This window comes from Sulfitobacter sp. SK011 (assembly GCF_003352065.1).
In the GTDB taxonomy this organism is placed as follows: Bacteria; Pseudomonadota; Alphaproteobacteria; order Rhodobacterales; family Rhodobacteraceae; genus Sulfitobacter.
Genome location: NZ_CP025803.1, coordinates 3,906,176 through 3,921,619, shown reverse-complemented (window position 1 = coordinate 3,921,619; position 15,444 = coordinate 3,906,176). Strand labels below are relative to the sequence as shown.

Here is a 15,444-nt window from a genome sequence, read left to right as displayed (position 1 = left end):
CCCATACAAGGTGCCACTGTGCAGAACCAGAGCGATCAGATTGAGTGGCGGGATGGTGATGTTCCTGTCTCTACCCAATTTGATGATCCGTTTTTCAGCCTGGATGATGGTGTTGCCGAGACAGAGCATGTGTTTTTGGCTGGAAATGACCTGCCTGCCCGCTTTGTAGATGGTTTTCATATTGCAGAACTTGGGTTTGGGACGGGGTTGAACCTGCTTGTCGCATGGGACGCTTGGGAAAAGGCGGGCTGTTCCGGCACGTTGTTCTTCACCAGCTTTGAGGCGTTTCCCTTATCGAAGGCTGATATGGAACGTGCGCATGCGGCCTTTCCTGATTTTGGCGGAAAGCGAGATATCCTGAAAGACGCATGGGAACCATACGGTGGCGTATTGAATTTGCCGGGCGTGCAGGTCGACGTGGTTCTCGGCGATGCGAGAGAGACAGTTAGCCAGTGGGAAGGGCGCGCGGATGCGTGGTTTCTGGACGGCTTTTCGCCAGCAAAAAACCCTGAGCTTTGGGGCGAGGGCTTGATGTGCGATGTGGCAAAACATACGCAACCGTATGGAACCGCGGCAACCTACACTGCTGCGGGATTTGTGCGGCGCAACCTTGCAACGGCGGGTTTTGCCGTTGAGCGGACGGAAGGGTACGGCCGTAAACGGCACATGACCCGGGCAAAGCTACCTTCATGACGCAATCCAATAATATACCGTTGGGCATCGGATTGATGGTTGCAACGACTTTTGTGTTTGCTGTGCAAGACGGTTTGTCGCGGCATCTGGCCTCTGAATATAACGTGATGATGGTTGTGATGATCCGGTATTGGTTCTTTGCAGCCTTTGTCATTGCAATTGCCCGGCGCAAGGCCGGCGGTATTCGTGCTGCAGCGCAGACGTCCCAGCCGATCTTGCAATCATTGCGGGGGTTGCTGCTTGCTGCTGAAATCTGCGTCATGGTGGCCGGTTTTACTATTCTGGGTCTGGTCGAAAGCCATGCTGTCTTTACCTGTTATCCCTTGTTGGTCGCGGCCCTGTCCGGACCCATTTTGGGCGAAAGTGTCGGTTGGCGGCGCTGGGCAGCGATTGGGGTTGGGTTCATCGGCGTGCTTATTGTCTTGCAACCCGGCATGACGGTTTTTGAACCTGCTGCCGCCATTCCTCTGATCGCCGCAGCGATGTTTGCGATTTACGGTCTGCTTACCCGGTTTGTTGCCCGCAAAGACAGCACCGCAACCAGCTTTTTCTGGACGGGCGTGATGGGGTCAATCGCCATGACATGCGCTGGCGTATGGTATTGGCAGCCAATGTCGCCAACTGACTGGATTTACATGGGGTGCCTGTGTATCACGGGCGTCACAGGTCATTGGCTTTTGATCCGCTGTTATGAGGTTGCAGAAGCAAGTGCGGTGCAGCCTTTCGCCTATCTGCAACTGGTGTTTGCGTCGATCATCGGCATCACATTGTTTGGCGAAACGGTGCGCATGAATGTCGCAATTGGTGCCGGGTTGATCGTTGCGGCGGGGCTATTCACCTTTTGGCGCGAAGCCCTTCAGCGTCGATCCCACTAATTCTTTGGAAAAAGGCACCGGCAACGGGTCTTTGCCCAACCTTGCCCGATAAACAGGCAGGCTTTCGGTGACGCGCATCACGTAATTCTGGGTTTCGCGGAATGGGATCATCTCAACCCAATCGACGATGTCAATCTTGCCTTTGCGGGGATCCCCGTAGTCGGCCATCCAGCGAATAGGGCGACTGGGCCCGGCATTATAGGCAGCGGCCATCATCGAGACATTGCCATCGAACCGTCCCGCCATTTGTGACAAATATTTGGCCCCCAACCGCGCGTTGTAGTCGGGATCGGCGGTCAGCCGGTCCGTTGTGTGCAAGGCGGTGATGGCCAGATCAGCCGCCACTTCGCGCGCTGTGGCGGGCATGATCTGCATCAGACCACGTGCGCCGACGGCACTTTGCACCACAGGATCAAATTCGCTTTCGCGCCGGGCAATGGCAAGGGTCATCTCGGGGGCCATCGGCAAATCAAGTTCGACCAGAGAATGCATGGGATAATAGGGGGCTGCGATGGTCAAGCCGCGCCGCGCGGCCCGTTTGCCAATCATCACAGCCAGATGCGGCTGGTCGGTGTCGATCGCAGCCTGACCCAATAAGGCCAGATCATCAGACACAAGTTGATCCGCCAAATGGCTCCAAAACCGTTCGGCGACGGACAATTCGCCAGAAGCCTGCAATAACATTCCAGCCTCAAACAAAGGGGCAGATGCCAAAGGTGAACTGCGCCAGTTCTGCGCCGGCGTTTCACCCGCCAAGGTCATGTCAAAAGGCAGACCGGCACGTTCGGCAGCCAGCAATCCGTAAAACGATGTCTGAAACTGAGCACCCATTGCATAGGCCTTGGCGGCCCCGTCCGCATCACCCAATGCCTCAAGTGCCCGGCCTTGCCAATATCCGGCACGTCCTTGGCTGATTGGGGATTCAACAGCGCTGTCGTGGTTCAGAAAGTGTTGATAGGCCGCCTTTGGGTCATCTAGAAACCGCAGTGCGATATACCCTGACAGCCATTCAAGATCAGCATAATCTGATCCCGGTTCCAGAAAATGCTGCGATGAAATTTGATAGGCACGTTTTTTATTGCCAGATCGCATTTCGTCGCGCGCCAGTGCACGGCGGCGATTGCTCCATTTTCCGGGCTGGCCCAATGCCTCAGCCGAGGTGGATTTTTCCAACAAAAGCGTTTTTGCATCAGCCGCCAGATTTTTGCGTATCCGCCATTCAAACCGATCATGGGCCAGACCGGGATCGCCAGCCTTGCTTGCCGGCAGGGCATTGATCAGCCTGTTCACATCGCCCTCACGTCTCTGCAATGCGATGCGGGTTTTCGCGAGCGCCACGTCATCCTTGCCAACCAGATCAAACATCTGTCGGGCCTCGGCGTGTTCACGTTGCCACAGCATTTCATCCAGTCGCGCCTGATGATGCGGCTTTAAGACACCCTCGTGTTCGGCCAGAAACAGCGCCTGCGATGTGGCATTCATCGGCATTGTGCGCCAAGCCAGAACGACATCGGCCTCTGCCTCGCCGCGTTGGTTGGCCCGGATCAATGCCGCGGCATGGGCCAACACACCACTCGGGGTCTGTGGTGGCATTTCGGCGAAAAAGGCCAAGACTGCGGGGTCATCCTGCTGGATCACATCGTCCTCGACCTGTTTGCGCAAATAGGCCTCGCCCGGCCAGTCAGGCCGTCGATCCAGAAATGCGCGGGCCTCGGCATAGGTGCCGCGCCCCGCACGCAGGCGGTGCCATTCGATCACGTCCGCCGCAACCGGGCCATCGCGGTTGGCGATGAGCGCTGCAGTGTCCCAGTTTCCGGCGCGCATCGCTTCCATCGCCCAGCCCAAGGGACGCGGACGTTCGGCATTTGCGGGCAAAGCAAGCGCAAAAACCAGAGCAATAGTGGCCGTAATGCGTGTGATCACTTGCATTTCCCTTTGTTCAAAGGCTAGAGCCTTGCAACATATGACAAGCGTTGGCGTAATCAACTCACGATCCCGCCACAAGTACATCCCAGACCGGTTCGCGCCGGCCAGCACAACAAAGGAGCGTGCACATGTTCAACGGCTCACTGCCTGCCCTCGTCACGCCGTTTCGAAACGGCGAGCTGGATCTGGAGACTTTGAAGAAACTTGTGGAATGGCATATCGGCGAAGGCAGCAATGGGCTTGTGCCTGTGGGCACCACCGGCGAATCGCCAACATTAACCCACCGCGAACATGAGATTGTCGTTGAAGAGGTTGTGAAAGCCGCAGCTGGTCGGGTGCCGGTCATTGCCGGTGCCGGGTCAAACAACACGATTGAAAGCATCCGTCTGGCGCAGCACGCCGAAAAAGTCGGTGCAGACGCGGTTCTGGTTGTGACACCCTATTATAACAAACCTACGCAGCGCGGCATGATTGCGCATTTCACGGCTGTTCACGATGCCTGTAATTTGCCGATCTTCATATACAATATCCCGCCGCGGTCTGTCATCGATATGACACCCGAAACGATGGGCGAATTGTCCAAACTGCCGCGCATTGTTGGCGTCAAGGATGCCACAGCGGATCTTTCTCGCGTATCAGCGCAGCGGATCACCTGTGGCAAGGACTTCATACAGCTGTCTGGCGAAGATCCAACGGCACATGGGTTTAACGCCCAAGGTGGCGTCGGCTGTATCTCTGTTACGGCAAATGCCGCGCCGCGTTTGTTGTCACAGATGCAGGCGGCCTGTGCGTCAGGGGATTATGCCACAGCTCTCGAAATCCAGGATCGGCTGATGCCGCTGCACAGAGCGATCTTTACCGAACCGGGTTTGGTTGGTGTTAAATACGCAATGTCCCGGCTTGATCTTTGCTCTGACGAAGTGCGCTTGCCGTTGAGTGGTCTTTTGGACGAGACCAAAGCGCGGATTGATGCCGGGTTGCGGCACGCAGGCTTGCTGAACTGATCAACAGGGACCGGTTTGGGGTTGCAGTATGGTGGGGTTTGACCCCACCCTCGCGTCTGACCCAGACCGGAGCCTGACCTATGAATATCCTGCCGATCATCGCAGACAGCAAAGACGAGCTTGAAACGATCTTTCGCGATCTGCACGCGCACCCCGAGATAGGTTTCACCGAAGTGCGTACCAGCGGTATCGTCGCAGAGGCACTGCGCAGCTATGGTGTGGATGAGGTTCACACCGGCCTGGGCGAGACGGGTGTTGTGGCGCTGATCAAGGGCAAGGGAAACGGCAACCGCCGCGTCGGCCTGCGTGCTGATATGGATGCGTTGCCGATCCATGAGGCCACAGGACTGCCCTATGCCTCGCAAAACGATGGGGTGATGCATGCCTGTGGGCGTGACAGCCACACCACGATGCTGCTTGGGGCCGCGAAACATCTGGCCGCAACCCGCGATTTTGATGGCACCGCAGTGGTCGTTTTCCAACCCGCCGAAGAGGGCTTGGGTGGCGCGCGCCAAATGCTGGCTGAAGGTTTGTTTGAATTGTTCCCGGTGGACGAAATTTTCGGCATGCACAATTCGCCAAATGGCAAGCCTGGCAAGGTGGGCATTTGCAAAGGACCGGCGATGGCAGGGGCCGCGTTCTTTGACATTCACATCAAGGGCAAAGGCAGCCACGCCGCGCGGCCAAGCGATTCAAAAGACGCGCTGATCATAGCGGCATCTTTGGCGAGCGAGTTGCAAACCATCCTCAGCCGAAACATCCCGGCCCAAGACGTGGTGGTTCTGTCGGTGACGCAACTGCATTCAGGGGTGGCCTATAACGTTGTTCCGGACACGGCGACGTTGGCGGGGACGGTGCGGTATTTCAATGATGAGATGTACACGCTGGCGGCAACCCGCATGCAGTCGATCTGTGACGGGATGGCCGCGATGCACGCGGTTGAGATTACGCTTGATCTGCGCAACGTCTTTGATGTGTTGATCAACGATGATGCATTATCCGACGCCTATATGCAGGCCGCAGGTGACATCGTGGGGCTAGAAAACCTTGATCCAAACACGCCGCCTGTTACGGGATCAGAAGATTTCGCGGATATGTTAAAAGTTGTGCCAGGGGCCTATTGCACGGTGGGGCACGCAGGCACGATGCCTTTGCACAACCCGGAATATGTGCTCGACCCGTCAATCTTGCCCGTGGGGGCGTCGATTATGGCGCGTATTGTTGAGCGTCGTTTGCCCCTCAATGTGTAGGGCGGGGCGCATCCCGCCATTGGTCAGATTTCAGCGCTTGCCATAATAGAGGCCAACAACGTGTTCGGCTTCGGCGAAAAAGAGCCAGCGCGCGGTAAGCACGCCAGCCACATGTGCCAGGACCGCCACGACGGCGATGATGTGGTTGAACGGTAACAGCAGCAAAATAACCGGCAGCACCACCATCAGACCCAGTGCAATGATACGCAGTTTTTCGCTGTGCTTGCGGCCAATGACATGCACAAATTCGCGCAGCAAATAGTTTGTGCCGGTGTGCGGGGGTTCAAACGCACGAACTTTGCCAATGCCGCCCAACTGCGTCGCACTTGCCATATCCGTGCCTGAAGATGCCAATGCTTTATCTCCGATGACCCATGTGGCGGCCTGGATGACGCCGGATATTACCAACAAGATGATTGACCACATCACCTGTCCCGCAAGGAGCGCGCCACCAGCGATACTGAGCGACAGAAAATTGAACGGTGTGAGCGGCTGATGCCACCGTGGGATGGTTTTGAGCTGGGTGTAAATCATCGAAGTGGTGAACACAGTCGCCAGCGAGAAAAACGCGCCGAGCAAACCCAGCAAGGTCCATTTCGCGTCAAAAAATACAAGCCCGGCACCGTAAAGCGCCATCAGGATCAGCGCGGCAACAGCGCACCATCCTTCGCGGCTGAGCCAGCTTGTCTTCCATTGCGTAAACGCCTTGAGCGCGCGTTCAGGGTGGCCGAGATGGAAGGTCGACGAGATCAGTCCACCAACCGCAAGAAGATAAGCAATTGCAAAAAACGCAAAGGCGGACCAGCCGGAAACCTCTGGTACGCCAAGGCCAAGCCAGATCAGAAGGCCAAACCCCAAGCCAGAAAAGGTGCTGAAAAAGATAACGGACGGTGCAGGATGCATCAGATTTTCTCCAGCGCTTTGTCGAGCCAGCCAAGGAACCCCTTGGGTTCATCCATGACGGGTTCAAGGAAAGGGGCCAACACGTCAAATTCGGGCAATGCGTCTTTGGGCCGTGGTGGCAGGTATTTGTTGACAGGTTTGGTGCCCTGTTCCGGCATCAGATCGACACCGCCGCGTTCCGCAACCAGTTGACTGACATCGCTGTCAGGATCGCCAAGATCGCCAAAATGGCGCGCACCTGCGGGGCAGGTCCGCACGCAAGACGGCACGCGGTCCACCTCTGGCAGGTTCTCGTTATAAATCCGGTCTACGCAGAGGGTGCATTTTTTCATCACCTTCTCTTCCTGATCCATCTCTCGTGCGCCGTATGGGCATGCCCACGCGCACAACCCACATCCAATGCAATCGCTCTCATTGACCAGCACAATGCCGTCTTCGACACGTTTGTAGCTGGCCCCGGTGGGACAGACGGTAACGCAAGGGGCGTCTTCGCAGTGCAGACAGGACTTGGGGAAGTGGATCAGTTGCGCCGCGCCCTGCTCAGGCTGAACCTCAAAGCTGTGCACGCGGTTCAGAAACGTGCCAGACGGGTTTGCGCCGTAAGGATCCTGATCAGACAGCGGCGCACCGTAGTTCTCGGTGTTCCAGCCCTTGCAGGAAATCACGCAGGCATGACAGCCGACGCAGGTATCAAGGTCGATGACGAGGCCGAGTTTCTTGTCGGTGGAATGAGGGAGAGTGGTCATTTTCGGCCTCCGAAATCGGCGTCGGTATTACGTCGGTTTTGCGTCGGTATTACGTTGCTGCTTGGTGCCGGACTTTTTGAAAAGTCCGGGCAAATTTCTTTGAAGAGATTTGGAGCTCTCATTTGCCCACCTTCCATGCAAGCTTGTCCGGCCCTTGGCCAACCGGTGACTTGATTGGCGGATATTCTGGGCGGGCCTCCTTGGGGGCGGTGGCCTTTTCGATCCGCACTTTCAGATCGAACCACGCGGCCTGTCCGGTGATAGGATCAGAGTTCGCCCATCGCATGCCGTCACCTTTGGGCGGCATCAGCTCGTGAATCAAATGGTTCAGCAGAAAGCCTTTGGTCGCTTCGGGCGCGTCCTTGTCCAAAGCCCACGCGCCTTTGCGTTTGCCAATCGCGTTCCAGGTCCAGATGGTATTTTCGTTCAGCGCAGCCATTTCCATCACAGGCACTGTGATCTCGCCATGCGGCGAGGATACCCGCGCCCAATCGCCATCCACAAGATCATGTTGGCGCATCAGCTTGGTGGGCAGGTAAAGCGGGTTGCGGCCATGGAGCTGGCGCAACCACGCGTTCTGGCTGCCCCATGAATGGTACATTGCCATCGGGCGTTGGGTCAGGGCATTCACGGTGAAGCCCTCGTTGCCCTGTTGATCGGTTTCGTACCAGATGGGCAGTGGTGACATGGTCGCCTTGATCCGCTCGCGCAGGTGATCCGGGGGCTGTCGATCGCCGTGCCCTTCTGCGGCCAGCTGGAATTTGCGCATCGGCTCGACATAGAGGTTGAACAAATAGGGCTGCGGCGCGTCATAAAGGCCCATTTTCACGGCCCAGGCCTGATAGGCTTTGTTCCACGGCTTGTAGTAATTCGACCCTTCGGGAATGTGTTCCACAAAGAAACCGCCGTTTTCGATGTAGTTATCCAATTGGCTAGCGTTTACGTCGCCACGGCCCGATTGCAGACCGCTTTCGCCCATGCGCCAACCTGCCAATGGGCCGATGCCCGGACGGCGCTGATGATTGACAATGTAATCGGCGTAATCAGCAAATTTCTGGCTTCCATCGTCGTTGACGAAGCCGGGCAGCCCCAGTTTCGCCCCCAGATCACAGAGCGCGGATTGGAAGCCTTTGACGTTGCGATCTGGTTCCACCACGGGCCAGCGGATGGCGTCCGCCGCAGCATCAGCCTCGCAGATGGGCCGGTCAAGCAGGGATATGCAATCGTGGCGCTCAAGGTAGGTGGTGTCGGGCAGGATCAGATCGGAATAGGCAACCATTTCAGACGAATAAGCATCCGAATAGATGATATGCGGGATCACATAGTCGCCGTTTTCATCCTTGTCGGTCAGCATCTCCATCACGCCGCCGGTGTTCATAGACGAATTCCATGACATGTTCGCCATGTACATGAACAGCGTGTCGATTTTGTAGGGATCACCAGCATGTGCGTTGGAGATCACCATATGCATGAGGCCGTGCGACGACATCGGGTTTTCCCATGTGAACGCCTTGTCGATGCGCGCGGGTGTGCCGTCTTCCTTAAGTGCCAGATCATCGGGTCCGTGCACAAAGCCAAGGTGCGGTCCGTTCAACGGCGCGCCCGGCGTCATGCCGACATGCGGTTTTGGATGCGCCTTGGCGGGTTTTGGATAGGGCGGCTTGAATCGGAACCCGCCAGGCACCTCAACGGTGCCGAGGATGATCTGCAACACATGCAGCGCGCGACAGGTTTGAAAGCCGTTGGCATGGGCGGAAATACCGCGCATCGCGTGGAAAGAGACGGGACGTCCCGTCATGGTCTTGTGCGTCTCCCCTCGGAAATCGGTCCATTCGTGATCAAGTTCGAACGATTCCTCGAACGCCACACGCGCCAGTTCGGCGGCAATTGCACGGATGCGTTTGGCGGGGATCCCACAGCGATCTGCAACCGCTTCGGGCGCGTATTCATCGCTTAGATATTTCTCGGCCATCTGGTGGAAGACCGGCTTGTGTGTGACCCCTTTGGCGCGGTGCGTGGCGGACAGATCCGGTTTCACGCCCGGTTTGTCGAATGCGGTCAGCTTGCCAGTGACGCGGTCAATGACCAATTCCTTGCCATCGTCATCCCGCAGAAACAGGCCGTAGTTCGGTGATTTGGGGTCGTTGTTCACCAGCACCGGCGCGTCGGTATATTGGGCAAGGTAGTTCAGGTCCACCTTGCCGGCTTTCATGAGGCAATGGATCATCGCGAGGATGAACAAGCCATCCGTTCCCGGCGTGATGCCCACCCAATCGTCCGCCACGGCGTTGTATCCGGTGCGGATCGGGTTCACGCCGATGACACGCGCCCCGCGCCCCTTTATCTTGCCAATGCCCATCTTGATCGGGTTTGAATCGTGATCTTCTGCCACGCCGAACAGCATGAACAATTTCGTATGGTCCCAATCGGGTTGGCCAAATTCCCAGAACGCGCCGCCCATTGTGTAGATACCAGCGGCGGCCATGTTGACCGAACAAAATCCACCATGCGCGGCGTAATTTGGCGTGCCAAAAGCCTGCGCCCAAAAGCTGGTAAAGGACTGCGACTGATCGCGGCCGGTAAAGAACGCCAGCTTTTCCGGGTTATCTTTGCGGATCGGCTCAAGCCAGTCGGCGGCGATTTGATAGGCCTCTTCCCAGCTGATTTCTTCAAACTCGCCTGATCCGCGCGGTCCAACGCGTTTCAATGGGCTGCGCAAGCGGGACGGCGCATTGTGCTGCATGATCCCGGCGGAGCCTTTGGCGCAGAGTACCCCTTGATTTACCGGATGGTCGCGGTTGCCTTCGATGTAGGCGACCTTTAACTCACCATTGTCGCCCTTTTTCATATGCACATTGATGCCGCAGCGGCAGGCGCACATGTAACAGGTCGTCTTGCGGATTTCGTCGGACACCTTGGGCGACAGATCGAGGACGGGCTGTTTGTGCGTCATGGTGTTTCCTGACTTGATATCAAAGGGTCGCCTGAAGAGTGGTGACGGCAATCATGTTCGTTACGTCCTGCGCGGTACACCCACGAGACAGGTCATTTGCAGGCTTTGCAAGACCCTGAAGGACTGGACCAATGGCATCTGCCCCGCCAATACGCTGTGCGATCTTGTAGCCGATGTTGCCTGCATCGAGATTTGGAAAGATCATCACGTTGGCATGCCCCGCCACCTCAGATCCCGGCGCTTTGGATGCGCCGACGTCTGGCACGAAGGCCGCGTCAAATTGCAATTCGCCGTCCGCAGCCAGATCGGGGTGGTTCGCGTGTAAGATGGCCACCGCGTCTGACACTTTGGTCACGCTCGCATGGCGCGCAGAGCCCTTTGTCGAGAATGACAGCAAGGCCACACGCGGTGTGTCGCCGAGCAATTTCTGGCAAGATGCAGCAGAGGCGACCGCGATGTCCGCCAATTCCTCTGCATTTGGATCGATGACCAAGCCACAATCGCCAAACACCATGGCGCTGCGGCCTGACAGGTGCTTGGCGGGCAGAATCATCAAGAAAAAACTGGATACCAAGGCCGCGTCTTTTGCTTTGCCAATGATCTGCAACGCGGCACGCACGGTATCGGACGTTGTTGAAACAGCACCGCCGACGGTTCCGTCTGCATGGCCATTGCGCACCATCATGGCGGCAAAGACCAAAGGGTCATGCGCCTGAGTGTTGGCCACATCTTCGCTTACGCCTTTGTGCTGGCGCAGTTCAAAGTAGGATTTGGCAAATTCTGCGGTCAGCTGGGATGTTTCGGGGTCTTGAATGGTGATTTCGTCGGCATCCGTTGCTCCGGCTTTCTTCAGTTGTGCGGAAACTTCAGCAATGGGACCGACAAGTGTGATGCGGGCGATGCCACTGCGCAGAGCTTCAAGCGCGCCGGCCACGATCCGGGGATCGTGGCCTTCGCTTAGGACGATGTGGGCGGGCCGGGCGGCTGCGCGATCTCTTAAACCCTGCAGCACGTTCATGGCTCGTCCCTTTGTTTTTTGGCGTTTGACACCAGAGTTATGTGCGCGCTTGCTGGCGCATGTCATCTTTGTTGATGCCCGCCACGGAGACTGGTTTTTTCATGGCGTCGCGGCGGAATGGTTCGCCGAGTTCCTGGTTCAGGACAACCTCGATAAAGGTGGTGACGCCGTTTTTCATCTGGTCCTTGATGGCGGTGTTCAGCGCATCGGTGAGCTGGTCCATGCCGGTGACCTGCACGCCTTTGAGGCCGCAGCCCTTGGCGATCTCTGCATAGTTCACACCTTCGTTCAGCTCGGTGCCGACAAAGTTGTCATCGAACCACAGGGTCGTGTTGCGCTTTTCAGCGCCCCACTGATAGTTGCGGAAGATGATCATGGTGATCGCAGGCCAGTCGCCGCGGCCACAGGCCGTCATCTCGTTCATCGAGATGCCGAATGCGCCGTCCCCGGCAAAGCCTACAACCGGCACATCCGGGCAGCCGATTTTCGCACCCAGAATGGCAGGCAGGCCATAGCCACAAGGACCAAACAGGCCCGGTGCCAGATATTTGCGGCCCTTGTCGAACGACGGATAGGCGTTGCCGATTGCACAGTTGTTGCCGATGTCAGAAGAGACAATCGCATCCTTTGGCATCGCCGACATGATCGCGCGCCAGGCCTGACGCGGTGACATCCGGTCGGGCTGGCGGTTGCGCGCCCGCTCGTTCCAATCGACGCCCTCATCCGCGTCATCTTCGTGGTCCATCGAGGACAGTTCCTGGGCCCAGCGGGATTTGGTCATCGCAATCAGATCCTTGCGCTCCTTGCGGCCTTTGTCGCCGGCACCATCGCTGAGTTTCGCAAGCAGTTGCTCAGCCACGGCTTTTGCGTCGCCCTGGATCGCCACGTCGACCTTTTTGGTCAGGCCGATGCGGTCAGAGTTGATGTCGACCTGAATGATCTTTGCATTCTGCGGCCAGTAGTTGATGCCATAGCCGGGCAGGGTGCTGAATGGGTTCAGGCGGTTGCCAAGGGCCAGGACCACATCGGCTTTCTGGATCAGCTCCATCGCCGCCTTGGACCCGTTGTAGCCCAAAGGCCCAACAGCCAGCGGGTGACCGCCGGGGAAGGCATCGTTGTGCTGATAGCCACAGGCGACGGGCGCGTCCAAAGCTTCGGCCAGTTTTGCGGATGCCTCAATGCCACCGGACAGGATCACGCCAGCCCCGTTCAGGATGACCGGGAATTCGGCTTCAGAGAGCAGCTTGGCCGCGTCCGCCACGGCCTGTTCGCCGCCCTGCGGGCGTTCAAGGCGGATGATCTGGGGCAGTTCGATGTCAATCACCTGGGTCCAGTAATCGCGCGGGATGTTGATCTGTGCCGGCGCACAGCCGCGCCATGCCTTTTCGATCACCCGGTTCAGCACTTCGGCCATGCGCGACGGGTCGCGGACCTCTTCCTGATAACAAACCATGTCTTCGAACAGCTTCATCTGTTCGATTTCCTGGAAACCACCCTGACCAATGGTCTTGTTGGCCGCCTGTGGCGTGACCAGCAGCATCGGCGTGTGGTTCCAATAGGCGGTCTTGATCGGCGTGACGAAATTGGTGATGCCGGGGCCGTTCTGCGCAATCGCCATCGACATCTTGCCAGAGGCGCGCGTGTAGCCGTCGGCAATCATCCCGCCAGACGTTTCATGCGCACAATCCCAGAACTTGATCCCCGCTGCCGGAAACAGATCAGAAATCGGCATCATCGCAGACCCGATGATCCCAAAGGCATTGTCGATACCGTGCATCTGAAGAACTTTTACAAAGGCCTCTTCGGTGGTCATTTTCATGGCAGAACATCCTTACAATGAGGTGGGATTAGCGAATCCAATTGGCGTTGGCCGCAGGGTAAGCTGCGGGTCGGTCATCGGTTAGGTCCAAAAGGGGAGGGTGCATAATGCCACGTCATGACATTTCCCTGATTTCTTGTGCAATAAGGTCAACGCCTTCGGCGATCCGCGTTGTCGGGACCGAAGAATATGCGAGCCGATAATAGTTTGCGGGTTTTACATCGCCTGCAAAAAAGGCCCGCCCCGGTTCGATAAGCACACCCTTCTTGTTAAGACGGCGGGCCAAAGCGTCGGTGTCTACCTCGTTTGGTGCGCGCATCCAAAATGATGACCCTCCGTGATACCCTCTGCCTGACACCTCAAGATCATGGGCTGCCAATGCCGCCTCCATGACGCGGCGGCGGTCTTGCAAGGCGGTCGCCATCTTGCGGATCAATGCATCATAATGGCCCAAGGACAAAAAGTATGAAGCTGTCCTTTGAATATGGCCCGGAGGATGGCGCAACACGCTGGCGCGTAATGCTCTCGCCTCTCGAATAAAAGGTTCAGATCCAACCAGATATCCCAGTCGCAACCCCGGAAACAGCGATTTTGAGAAGCTGCCGACATAGATCACACGCCCATCCGTATCGAGCGATTTGAGCGCGGGCGAAGGCGATTTCAGGAACGACATCTCGAACTCATAATCATCCTCCACAATCAAAGCATCCATTTCACGCGCCCGTTCCAGCAGTGCCAGACGACGGTTCATCGGCATGGTTGTGTTGGTGGGGCACTGGTGGCTGGGCGTTGTGAAAATCACGTCGGTATTTGGGGGAATGGCGTCTGGTGGCAATCCATCCTGATCAACCCGGACCGGCGTTACATGGCATCTGGATTGGGACAGGATGTCGCGCAACGCATGGTAACATGGGTCTTCCAAGACAGCGCGGCGTCTTTGGGTGAGCAAGACCTGGGTCGTCAGCCACAAGGCGTTTTGTGCACCCAGGGTGATCAATATCTGCTCAGGCCGTGCCGAAATGCCGCGCCGGGGCAGGGTGTGGCGTGCGATAAATTCGATGAGCTGTGGGTCATCTTTGTCATAATAGTCTGTCGTCAATGAGGTGAAATCGCGCTGTCCAAGCGCCTGCAAGGCGCAGAGCCGCCAGTTTGCGTGGTCAAAAAGGGTGGGATCAGCCTGACCATAGATGAAGGGATAGCGGTATTTCGCCCAGTCCTGTGGCTTTGAAGGTGTCACACCGCCGCTGAATTTCTGACCAATGGCCCGAGACCAATCAACAACGTCAGTTTCCTGGGCTGCTGGTGAAAACCGTGGGGGTGCGGGGGCGTTTTCGGATACAAAATATCCAGACCGGCCTTTTGAGATCAGGTAGTCGTTTGCCAAAAGCTCGGTATAGGCAATCGTGACGGTAATCCGGCTGATGCTCAGATGCCCCGCCAATTTGCGTGTGGAAGGAAGCTTTTCACCATGCTGGAACCTGCCGGACAGGATGCCCTGCGCAATCATTTGCTGGATTTGCTGCTGCAGTGTCCCTTGCGCGCCGGGATGCAGAAAGAAGGTTTCAACCGGAAGGGCCATGACAGGTATCCTATACTGGACCTAGACGATCTTCAATCTGGTATTAGGCGGAAGCGAAAATAAAATTTCCCACTTTAGTATAGCTTGGCCAGCCCCTCATGTAAATCAATTAATGAGACTTGGAATATCAATTAATGAAATTTTGTTTGCATGAAGAGGCTGAACCCACCTAGGCGGCCCTCTATTTGGCTATTGGGGCCGCCGATGGGGGGGCTGGCCGCAAAAAAACCCGGGTCGCAAAACCCGGGTTTCTTCTTTTGCCATTTGCAAAGTCTTAAGGGCAAGCAGCCGTGTAGCGCTGACCTGCTGAGTTCTGGTACACACAATTGCCGTTCTGTGTGCGGCCCAGCAAGTTCCCTGCGGCAGCGCCAGCGATGCCACCAATAAGCGCGCCTTTGATGTTATCGTCATCGTTTGACACGGCAGCGCCCAATGCGGCACCTGTCAGAGCACCAGCAGCTGTGGTCTGGTTCTGGGTTTCGCAAGCAGCCAGTGCAGCAACAAGTGGTAGTGCGATAAGTAGTTTCTTCATGATAATCTCCCGTTCATGTTTGGACACTTAACGTAGAATTCTACGGTAGGTTCCAATGATTTGTTCAACGCGCGGAAGATTGCCTATGGCCGCCTTCCGCGTTTGTCATGTTCGGGCAAGACTTGATCAGTTTCGGCGCAATTGCT

At 56.9% G+C, this 15,444-nt stretch carries 12 protein-coding genes; 4 read left to right on the top strand and 8 right to left on the bottom strand.

Annotated features, from left to right (window positions below):
- Positions 1–18: 18 nt before the first annotated feature.
- Together mnmD and C1J02_RS19415 are read left to right on the top strand one after the other, a co-directional pair.
- Positions 19–693 (top strand): tRNA (5-methylaminomethyl-2-thiouridine)(34)-methyltransferase MnmD, encoded by a 675-nt coding sequence (gene mnmD / locus C1J02_RS19420; RefSeq protein ID WP_114880038.1) that lies wholly within the window; start codon positions 19–21, stop codon positions 691–693.
- The gene (locus tag C1J02_RS19415) at positions 690–1,568 is read left to right on the top strand and encodes a DMT family transporter (protein WP_114880037.1); all 879 of its coding nucleotides are present in this window, start codon (positions 690–692) and stop codon (positions 1,566–1,568) included. Before mnmD ends, C1J02_RS19415 begins: the two co-directional genes overlap by 4 nt.
- On the opposite strand, the gene C1J02_RS19410 is transcribed toward C1J02_RS19415, so the two are convergent.
- Entirely contained in the window at positions 1,524–3,497 is a 1,974-nt protein-coding gene (locus tag C1J02_RS19410) for a lytic transglycosylase domain-containing protein (RefSeq protein ID WP_205389829.1), read from the bottom strand. The genes C1J02_RS19415 and C1J02_RS19410 overlap by 45 nt on opposite strands.
- A gap of 125 nt (positions 3,498–3,622) precedes the next feature.
- Here C1J02_RS19410 and dapA point away from each other — a divergent pair, with 125 nt between their 5' ends.
- Positions 3,623–4,498, top strand: coding sequence for a 4-hydroxy-tetrahydrodipicolinate synthase (dapA, locus tag C1J02_RS19405; protein ID WP_114880036.1), 876 nt, complete (start codon positions 3,623–3,625; stop codon positions 4,496–4,498).
- 80 nt (positions 4,499–4,578) lie between these two features.
- A complete protein-coding gene (locus C1J02_RS19400; protein WP_114880035.1) occupies positions 4,579–5,748 on the top strand; it encodes a M20 aminoacylase family protein in 1,170 nt (389 codons plus the stop codon).
- Positions 5,749–5,778: 30 nt separating this feature from the next.
- Here the strand turns inward: C1J02_RS19400 and C1J02_RS19395 are convergent, their stop codons facing one another.
- From C1J02_RS19395 to C1J02_RS19365, 7 genes are all read right to left on the bottom strand, one after another.
- The gene (locus C1J02_RS19395; protein ID WP_114880034.1) at positions 5,779–6,651 is read right to left on the bottom strand and encodes a DmsC/YnfH family molybdoenzyme membrane anchor subunit; all 873 of its coding nucleotides are present in this window, start codon (positions 6,649–6,651) and stop codon (positions 5,779–5,781) included.
- Positions 6,651–7,397 carry a 4Fe-4S dicluster domain-containing protein gene (locus C1J02_RS19390; protein ID WP_114880033.1) on the bottom strand — a complete coding sequence of 249 codons (747 nt, stop codon included), beginning with the start codon at positions 7,395–7,397 and terminating at the stop codon, positions 6,651–6,653. The genes C1J02_RS19395 and C1J02_RS19390 overlap by 1 nt, the downstream gene beginning before the upstream one ends.
- Before the next feature lie 118 nt (positions 7,398–7,515).
- Entirely contained in the window at positions 7,516–10,350 is a 2,835-nt protein-coding gene (locus C1J02_RS19385; protein ID WP_114880032.1) for a molybdopterin oxidoreductase family protein, read from the bottom strand.
- Between the two features lie 19 nt (positions 10,351–10,369).
- Positions 10,370–11,368 carry a phosphate acetyltransferase gene (pta, locus tag C1J02_RS19380; protein ID WP_114880729.1) on the bottom strand — a complete coding sequence of 333 codons (999 nt, stop codon included), beginning with the start codon at positions 11,366–11,368 and terminating at the stop codon, positions 10,370–10,372.
- 37 nt (positions 11,369–11,405) lie between these two features.
- Entirely contained in the window at positions 11,406–13,187 is a 1,782-nt protein-coding gene (gene xsc / locus C1J02_RS19375; protein WP_114880031.1) for a sulfoacetaldehyde acetyltransferase, read from the bottom strand.
- A 115-nt stretch (positions 13,188–13,302) separates the two neighbouring features.
- The gene (locus C1J02_RS19370) at positions 13,303–14,766 is read right to left on the bottom strand and encodes a PLP-dependent aminotransferase family protein (RefSeq protein WP_114880030.1); all 1,464 of its coding nucleotides are present in this window, start codon (positions 14,764–14,766) and stop codon (positions 13,303–13,305) included.
- A gap of 274 nt (positions 14,767–15,040) precedes the next feature.
- The gene (locus C1J02_RS19365; protein WP_114880728.1) at positions 15,041–15,298 is read right to left on the bottom strand and encodes a glycine zipper domain-containing protein; all 258 of its coding nucleotides are present in this window, start codon (positions 15,296–15,298) and stop codon (positions 15,041–15,043) included.
- Between the last annotated feature and the right edge of the window lie 146 nt (positions 15,299–15,444).